Here is an 8,640-nt window from a genome sequence, read left to right on the forward strand (position 1 = left end):
ATGAGTTATCAACCATTATTAATTAGCTATGAACAAGCTGCTGAATTAGGTCAATACGTAGGTACTGATTCTCTAATCGGTCTTTCTATTGCTGAAGAGATTGAAGCACTTGAAGCTTATATGCCAATCGGTATTGAAATTCCTGGACACGGTGAAGCTGGCGGTTACGAACATAATCGCCATAAACAAAATTACATCCATTTGGATTTAGCGGGTCGTTTATACCTTATTACAGAAGATAAACGCTACCTAGACTATGCAACAACGATGTTAGTTGAATACGCAAAAGTTTATAAGCACCGTGAGCTAAACATTAGCCGCGATTCAAATAAACCAGGTCGCCTATTTCATCAAACACTGAATGAAAATATGTGGATGTTATACTCATCGTGCGCTTACTCTTGTATTCGCCATGAGCTAACTGAAGATCAACAGCAGTTAATTGAAAACGATCTTTTCAAAGTAATGCTCGAAATGTTCGTTGAAACCTATGCTGAGAACTTCGATATTATCCATAACCACGGCTTATGGTCAGTCGCGAGTGCGGGTATCTGTGCTTACGCAATCAATGATCAAGCAACGGTAGACAAAGCAATCTACGGCCTAAAAGGTGACAGTGTTTCTGGCGGATTTATTGCACAACTAACACAGCTTTTCTCACCTGACGGCTACTACATGGAAGGTCCGTACTATCACCGTTTCTCGTTACGTCCAATCTTCCTATTTGCAGAAACGATTGAACGTCGTCAACCTGAAATCGGTATCTACCAGTTAAAAGATGAAGTGATTAAAACAACGGCATACGCGGTAATGTCTACGGCATTCCCGAACGGTACATTGCCTGCATTGAATGACTCATCACGTACCATGGACATTAAAGATCTTGGTATTCTATTAGCCACTAATATCTGTTTCGATCGCTACGAGCAAAATGAAACATTATTAGCAATGGCTAAACACCAAGGCAAAGTTTGGGTTCATAACACTGGCGCGACATTATCTAATACATTAGAAAACAATGCTGATGTAGCAAACTTTAGCTGGGGCAGCCTAAGCCTAACCGATGGTTCTGCAGGCGAATGTGGTGGTGTTACTATACTACGTCACCGTGACGCTAAATCAGATGATAGCATGGCACTACTTTGGTATGGTCAACACGGCAGTGACGCGAAACTTCACTCAGCGTTAGATCACGGTCACTTTGATGGTTTGCACTTAAGCCTATTTAACAATAATCAAGAGTTCACACACGATTACGGTTATGGTCGTTGGGTAAATATCGAGCCTAAATTTGGTGGTCGATACATTCCAGAAAATAAAACTTACTGTAAACAAACCATTGCACATAACACAGTGGTCGTTGATCAAATCAGCCAAAACCAAGGTGTGACAGCGATTGCTCAAGTGCACAATGGGGAAAAACATTTCACTCTACTAGATGATAGCAAACTACAAGGTATGAGCGCATTCGCACGTGATTACTACCCAGGTATCGATCAGCAACGTACTGTGTTAATGGTTGAATTAGCGGGTATTGAAAAACCAGTTATCGTGGATCTATTCCGCATGATCAGTGAAGAACAGCACAGCTACGATTACCCTGTACATTACACCGGTCAAATCGTACGTACTAACTTTGAATACCAAGGTCATAACAGCTTATCAACAGTGGGCGATGATCATGGTTACCAGCATTTATGGAATGTTGGCCAAGGTAAAGTTGAAAACTCTTCACTAACAACTTGGTTGATGGGTGATAGCTACTACACATTAATCAGTAGCGCGAACGAAAACAGTGAATTTATCTTCGCACGAACTGGTGCAAACGATCCTGACTTCAACCTACGTAGTGAGCCAATGTTTATTCTACGTCAGCAAGGTGCTAACCACCTATTTGCAAATGTTTACGAAACACACGGTTACTTTAACGAAGCTGTTGAAGCAAGTTTAGATGCACGTGGTCAAGTTGATTCAGTTACTGTATTACACTCTGACGACAGTGCTTCTATCGTCTCGCTTAACCTAGTATCTGGTAAACAGGTACAAGTATGCGTTTCAAACGTTGTTGATGTCGCTGAAACGACAGAAAATAACATAACCGTAGATGGTAAAGTGATTAGTTGGACAGGTGCTGTCGCAATATTTGAGTAATCACCGACAGATATTTATCTGTGACTAATAGCAATAAATATTAAATAAGAAAAAGGCGAGTAAAATATTTTACTCGCCTTTTTTATTGGTAAAAATAACAGTTAAAATAATTATTATTCAATTTTTAAATGTCGGAAAGAGGCTTTGGTTCCTGCAAAACGTTTCTTTAATAACGCTAAATACAATTCAGCTGTCGCTAACGCATCTATTAATGCCCCATGAGCAGAGTACTCAGGCAAACCGTGTCGAGCACGCGTTGATGCCAAACGGAAGTCTGCTGATTTATGAGTACCTTTATGCATCGTTAATGATTTTTCAATCGAGAGAGTATCAACCCACAATAAAGGTAAAGGGGGGAGTTGAAAATGCTTCGCGATATAATAATCTAAAAAGCGTTTTTCTATAATACAGCCATGTGCAATTAATACTTTTCCTGTTATTGCGGAAAATAGCATATCCATCACCTCATCCAATGGTAAGCCTTTTTCTAGCATCTCCGGGACAATATGGTTGATCACTGCTGTTTCAGCTTTAATTTTTTCTGATGACTTGATAAATGTTTCAGCAGCCTCAGAAACCAAAATCTTTTGATTAGAGAGTGGTAAATAACCAACGCTCAAAATTTGATCTTGTTCTGGGTAAAACCCTGTGGTTTCAAAGTCTAAAGCAACATAATCAACCTCAAATAGATCATCATCTAAACCAGGTAACGGTGCCTTTAATAAGGATTTTATATTATCAGGTAGATCATACTTGCTGATATAACGCTCTCGCTTTCGCTTAAGTTTATTAAGAGCGTGATAATAATTGAATAGTGGAACCATAAAATATCTTCCTGATAAATAGATTATTCTCTGATAAAACGTAATTTAGCACTATCTTGCAAATCAGAAATAATTCTAAATGCATCTTTTAAGTGTTTACGTTCAAAACTACCGAATATATTAGGATCAATCTGATTATCAGGTTCTCTTCCCTCTTTAAGATCTTCAAGTTGATGAGATAATCGTATTTGAGTAATGAATCGAAAAGCACCTAACACATTCTTGAGCATATCTTCGCTTAATATATTTTGCTCATGGGCATGAATAAAACGTGCCGTTGTTTCCGTTTGCTGCGATCCTGACGATAGGCCATAAATACGCGCTAAGTCGACTAACAGTGTTAATGCAAATCTTTTGATATTTAATGTGTTTGAGTGCTCACCGGTTTTTTCTAATACTAATGAATTAAAGATACCAAGTGGTGGATTTACCGAGATAGAGTCCCGTACTAATGAGGGTAAAAATCCATTTGATTTTTCAATATCTGCGAAAAGATGTGATTGTAATTCTGAGACAAATTGTTGATTACCACATAACCATCGGGTTTCTAAGAATACGCTGACGTTCAGTAAACAATCGTATTCAGGGTTGGCAACCCATTTATCATAATAGGCTTTCCAAACGCGTAACGGTTGACACCATTTAGGATTAGCAGCCATAAATTTACCAGTACAAAGTGGGAAACCACAAGCATCTAAAGCATTACAAATCCACATGGCAAAGTGCTGAAAATATAAACGATCACTAGCAGTGGCATTATCAGACAAAATGATTGCACTATCTTGGTCTGAAAGCATATGAATTTCATTACGTGCATGAGAACCCGCAACAATCCAAGCATATTCACAAGGTACTTTTCCAAAGTGATCTTCTGCCATCTGAATTAAACGACGGTTATAAGCATCCATGATCATCGTCATTACATGACCAATAACATCGCCGTTAACTTGCCCTTCAACTAATGCTTCAAAGATAGCTTGGCGTTCTGAAGTCAGTAATGCTAAATCCTGTGCTGTTTCAGCATAATTTATTTTTTGAATTAAAAAGACCGCTTGCATACGGTTATTTCGCACTAAATGCGTCGTTGTAAGTACACCCAATACATTGTTATTTTCAACAACGGGTAAACTACGTATATTGTGTTGCATCATCAACGAGGAAGCTTTTAACACCAGATCATTTGGTCCAATCGTTAAAGGATTCAGCGTCATCACTTCAGAAACAGGCGATTGAATATCAACACCAGCCAAAATAACTCGCTTGGTCATATCTCGATCGGTTATTACCCCAACGATAACGCCCTCTTCCATCACTACCGCCGTTGGTGAACAGACCTCAATGATGAGACGCGCAACTTCCTGAATAGGTGTATATGACTGTACTACTGCAATTTTATCACTAGCAACATCAGAGACTTTTTTTACAAATATCCCTTTCTCACTATCAGACCACACCACATCAAGTGCAGAATGTAAGCGAACCTGTGCATTACTGGCAAAATGCTCCGCAAAGAAGGGGTGCTCTTCTAATATTTTTAAAAGCTCAGCATGCGGGATTAAATACAGTAACGTACTCTCTATAGCCGTTGCACTGTAATCTTCAGCATCCTCTTTATGTTCTTCTAAAAATGTAAAACCAAATAGATCTTCTTCGCTCAATTTTGCACGTAACATTCCACTTCGCTTTCGCTGCTCCATAGAGCCAGTACGAATAACATATAAATAACGTAATTCATGCTCCCCACCAAAATGAACTTGTTCACCTTTGGCTAAATACGTAATTTTAATCGAGCCTGCAATTTGTCGCTGCAACTCTCTAGGTAACTTATCGAAAGGATCGATTTTAGAGAGGAAGTCATGAATATTAGGAATAAGTGTTTGAGGCATAAATAATCCATTATTGAATTCTAAAATGGTATAAACATAAAATGTAGTCTATTGAATATGACATTCAAGGTGATATAAGGCTAAGTGCTTATATTTTCTTTCAGTAGTTTTCGCATACACAACTTATTAATAAAAATTAGAAAGTATGAAACGGTTCAATAGTTGATTAATCTGTTTATTAAAATTTAAAATTTTTGATGCTGTAGTAAATCGGACTGTAGCGTAATAATTTATTAAAAATAATTCGATAGCGCCTATTACTGAAAATCTTGAATAGAGGTATTTAAAACTAAAACAAGATGCTTTTATTAAGTATCTGCTCATAATATATCCACTATATTTGTATTACAATATAACTATTAAAAAATCATTCAAAGATGAGGTTATTGAGGAAGTTTAATCGCGGTATAAAAAATAAAGAGGGTATTGAAAGAATTGCAAGCTAAAAGCTCGCAACTCATATCAATAATCGATTACTTACTAGTAGGAAGACGGTGATTACTATTATTCAATAAGTTAATATTAGCTTGTCGTGCTTTATCAACATTACCTGCCATGATTGCAGTATAAATTTCACGATGATCTTCAATACAAGTACCACCCTCTGATGAAGAGTAGCCAATAAAACTTTTGAACATCGTGCAAAGCACATTAGCAAAAGGAAGATAAAAACTATTACCCGTTGATAAGAATACTAAACGGTGGAACTCCATATCTGCATCTGTCCACGCTTGACTGTCGAAATTTGCTGAAATTTGATCCATCTTTTGAAAAGTAGCAGATAATAAAATACGTTGCTCTGCTGTAGCAAATTCAGCTGCTAATGCTGCTGCTTCTGGTTCAATAGCAATACGTAAAGCTAAAAATTCTTTATAGATAGCTTCATTATCAGCAAGATCAGTTACCCACTCTAGCAGTTGGGAATCTAAGAAATTCCAGTTATCGCGTGTTTTTACACGTGTTCCAACTTTTGGTTTTGATTCTAATAACCCTTTAGAGGTTAACAACTTTATCGCTTCTCGTAATGCCGTTCTACTAATACTAAATTGTTGGCATAAGGTCATTTCACTAGGAATGATTTCATTCTGAGCTAATTCACCGGACAATATTTTGCGTGCTACTTCACGTGCTACTTGCACATGCAAACTGCGTTTAGAGCCTGCAATTTGTAGGAAGGAATTACTCATAAGATCTCTTACTATTAATAAAATATTATAAATTGTATGGTAAATAAGAGATATTAGATACGGTTCTATATCTCAAAAATATAATTTACCACTTGAATAATAGTCGATTTGGAACTAGAAACTGTAACGAATACCAATACGACTTCTTAATTCACGTGTATCTTTATCTGCAGCAACACTCACGTCACCAAACTCAACAAAAGGAGTCCAATCGCCAACTTTGTAACTAGCAGATAGATTATTTTCATAGTTTGTATCTTTATTATTAAATAGGATATAAGACTCTTCGTGAGATTTGTAATAGTTCATCTCTAGACCAAAGCTCCAATTTTCAATGCTATAGCCTAAATTGGCAGTATAACGATTACGGAATTTTTTATCATCTTGACCAGGTTTGATATCAAGACGGTAACGACCACTAACAGAAAAACCTTTAACAGCTTCTGGAGTATAAGTTACTCGTAATTGTGGTTTATACGTTGCACTTTCAGCACCAAATTCAATTGGCATACCTGGCTGTAAAGCCCATTCATTATTAATAGCCCATTTGTAACCTAGGTCTAGCTCGGAACCATTATTCTCTAGGTCCTTCATGAACTTGCCATCTTTGCCTTTAAACTTAAGCTCTAAACCAATCGAGAAGTTATTATCAAATGTATTACCCATTTTTACACGACTAGAATGTTGATCAGTTTTGCCTTTGTATTCATGGCGAAAATCGACTGATGCCGAGTACGCATTTAGAGAAATCACGCTAGTTGCAAAAAGGATTACAGAGGATTTGATAAGTTTCATAAGATACCGTTTAATTTATTCACATTAGTTAATTGTCATACAATACTATATGACCTACAGAATGGTAAGGAAATACATTGTTTCTTACAGAAAAGGGGGATCCAACTCTAAATATTGAAGTAAATTACGAATTGTTACAAATATAAGCACATGATTTTGATCTAAAGATAGTAAAAATTACAACATTTGTAAGACAAAATAATAACTAATTAACAATTAAATAGACTTATGATAGAAACTAATTTACACCGAGTTAAAACCGCTCAAACAACTCAAGTCTGGGCTTCATTAGCTTTAAAGTTAGCAACAGGCCAACCATCAAGGTTAACCAACGAACAGCTCTCTCAACTAAAAAATTTTGTTGTTTCTTCAGCTGTAAAGGCCGATGGTGGCAGGCTACAAGGGAATGATGTCCAGCGTTATGTTTTAGCAGAGTTTGGCGTACAGTTTGAAAATTCAATATTTACAACCTACTACACGAACTAAATATTAGTTGGATCACGACGCGCTCAAAGCACCCTAAACAATCAATTGACGCACAGGAAAGTTTTAAAAAAATTTAAAATAAAAACGATCCTTAAGATCCCTGGTCATGTGGCTTTAGATCGTGTGGATATCTGCTTTCAAGATGAGGCTCAGTTCGGGCAACAAGCAACAACAATACACTTATGCCTACCTGTTTGGTGCAGTTTGCCCGTCTAATGGTAAAACAGAAGCCATTATTGCATCGTTTAGTAATATGGAAATAATGAAAGAACATCTAGCACTCATTGCAAACGCTACAGAGGCTGATCGGCATGCAGTAGTGATAATGGATGGTGCGAGCTGGCATCAAGAATACCTAGACGACGTATTCCCCAATTTAAGTATTATCCACATCCCGGCATACTCTCCAGAATTAAATCCAATAAACAAGTCTGGTCATGGATGCGACAAAATGAAGTTGCTAATCGCGTTTTCAGAGATTATGACGATATTGTAGAAAAATGCGCTAATGCTTGGAATCGTTTCAGAAGTGACATCAATAGAGTTATTTCATTATGTTCAAGATCGTGGATTAATATGACCAATTAATTAATGGAATTGGTATAAGACAAAAATGAGATTCAACTGTAGGTCGGTCTTTAGGCCGTCAATTGGGCGAAGCCCGATATGTATTTTCTTTGTAGGATATATATTGATACGCAGAGGCGCTTGGCGATGGGTGGACATTGCTTATGAACCTGTGCTGTCGCACAATTCGCCCTACTATCCCATGATTTGATACTGCCTACGGCAGACTGTCCACCTTCCCCATGCGAGAATAGGTCAAGTCATAAACCGTAATAACGAAAAAACCCCACCCTGCTATGCAGGATGGGGTTTATCTGGATTTGATTGCAAGCTTGGCGATGGGTGAACATTGCTCATAAACCTGTGCTGTCGCACAATTCGCCCTACTATCCCATGATTTGATACTGCCTACGGCAGACTGTCCACCTTCCCATGCGAGAGCAGGTCAAGTCATAAGCCGTAATAACGAAAAAACCCCAGCCCTTCTATGAAGGACTGGGGTTTATCGTAATTAGGCGCTTGGCGATGACCTACTCTCACATGGGGAGACCCCACACTACCATCGGCGCAACTGCGTTTCACTACTGAGTTCGGAAAGGGATCAGGTGGGACCACAGCGCTATTGTCGCCAAGCTAAAAAGTTAATTAGAAAAGCTGTTATTGTTCTTGAATTCGTTCGTCTTTAATCAGGCTTTGTATTAGTAAAATACGTTACGCAAGCGCATATATTTTTATGTCTTCTTT

5 protein-coding genes, 1 rRNA gene and 1 pseudogene are annotated in these 8,640 nt (G+C 37.7%); 2 read left to right on the forward strand and 5 right to left on the reverse strand.

Annotation, left to right across the window (positions count from 1 at the left end; genetic code table 11):
• Entirely contained in the window at nucleotides 1-2,151 is a 2,151-nt protein-coding gene (locus QQK09_RS19185) for a heparinase II/III domain-containing protein (RefSeq protein WP_284205848.1), read from the forward strand.
• Between the two features lie 113 nt (nucleotides 2,152-2,264).
• Here QQK09_RS19185 and QQK09_RS19190 read toward each other — a convergent pair whose 3' ends face one another.
• The 4 genes from QQK09_RS19190 to QQK09_RS19205 form a co-directional block, all read right to left on the reverse strand.
• Complete coding sequence (locus tag QQK09_RS19190; protein WP_284205850.1) at nucleotides 2,265-2,975, reverse strand: 3'-5' exonuclease; 711 nt, start codon at nucleotides 2,973-2,975, stop codon at nucleotides 2,265-2,267.
• Nucleotides 2,976-2,998: 23 nt separating this feature from the next.
• A complete protein-coding gene (locus QQK09_RS19195; protein ID WP_284205852.1) occupies nucleotides 2,999-4,861 on the reverse strand; it encodes a DUF294 nucleotidyltransferase-like domain-containing protein in 1,863 nt (620 codons plus the stop codon).
• 473 nt (nucleotides 4,862-5,334) lie between these two features.
• The gene (locus QQK09_RS19200) at nucleotides 5,335-6,048 is read right to left on the reverse strand and encodes a FadR/GntR family transcriptional regulator (RefSeq protein ID WP_284205853.1); all 714 of its coding nucleotides are present in this window, start codon (nucleotides 6,046-6,048) and stop codon (nucleotides 5,335-5,337) included.
• Nucleotides 6,049-6,162: 114 nt separating this feature from the next.
• Nucleotides 6,163-6,843 (reverse strand): oligogalacturonate-specific porin KdgM family protein, encoded by a 681-nt coding sequence (locus tag QQK09_RS19205; RefSeq protein WP_284205854.1) that lies wholly within the window; start codon nucleotides 6,841-6,843, stop codon nucleotides 6,163-6,165.
• A gap of 309 nt (nucleotides 6,844-7,152) precedes the next feature.
• Here QQK09_RS19205 and QQK09_RS19210 point away from each other — a divergent pair.
• Nucleotides 7,153-7,917: pseudogene (locus QQK09_RS19210) on the forward strand (transposase); the annotation flags it as partial.
• A 496-nt stretch (nucleotides 7,918-8,413) separates the two neighbouring features.
• Here the strand turns inward: QQK09_RS19210 and rrf are convergent.
• Nucleotides 8,414-8,529, reverse strand: a 5S ribosomal RNA gene (gene rrf / locus QQK09_RS19215).
• Between the last annotated feature and the right edge of the window lie 111 nt (nucleotides 8,530-8,640).

The organism is Psychromonas marina, assembly GCF_030161115.1.
Lineage (GTDB): Bacteria > Pseudomonadota > Gammaproteobacteria > Enterobacterales > Psychromonadaceae > Psychromonas > Psychromonas marina.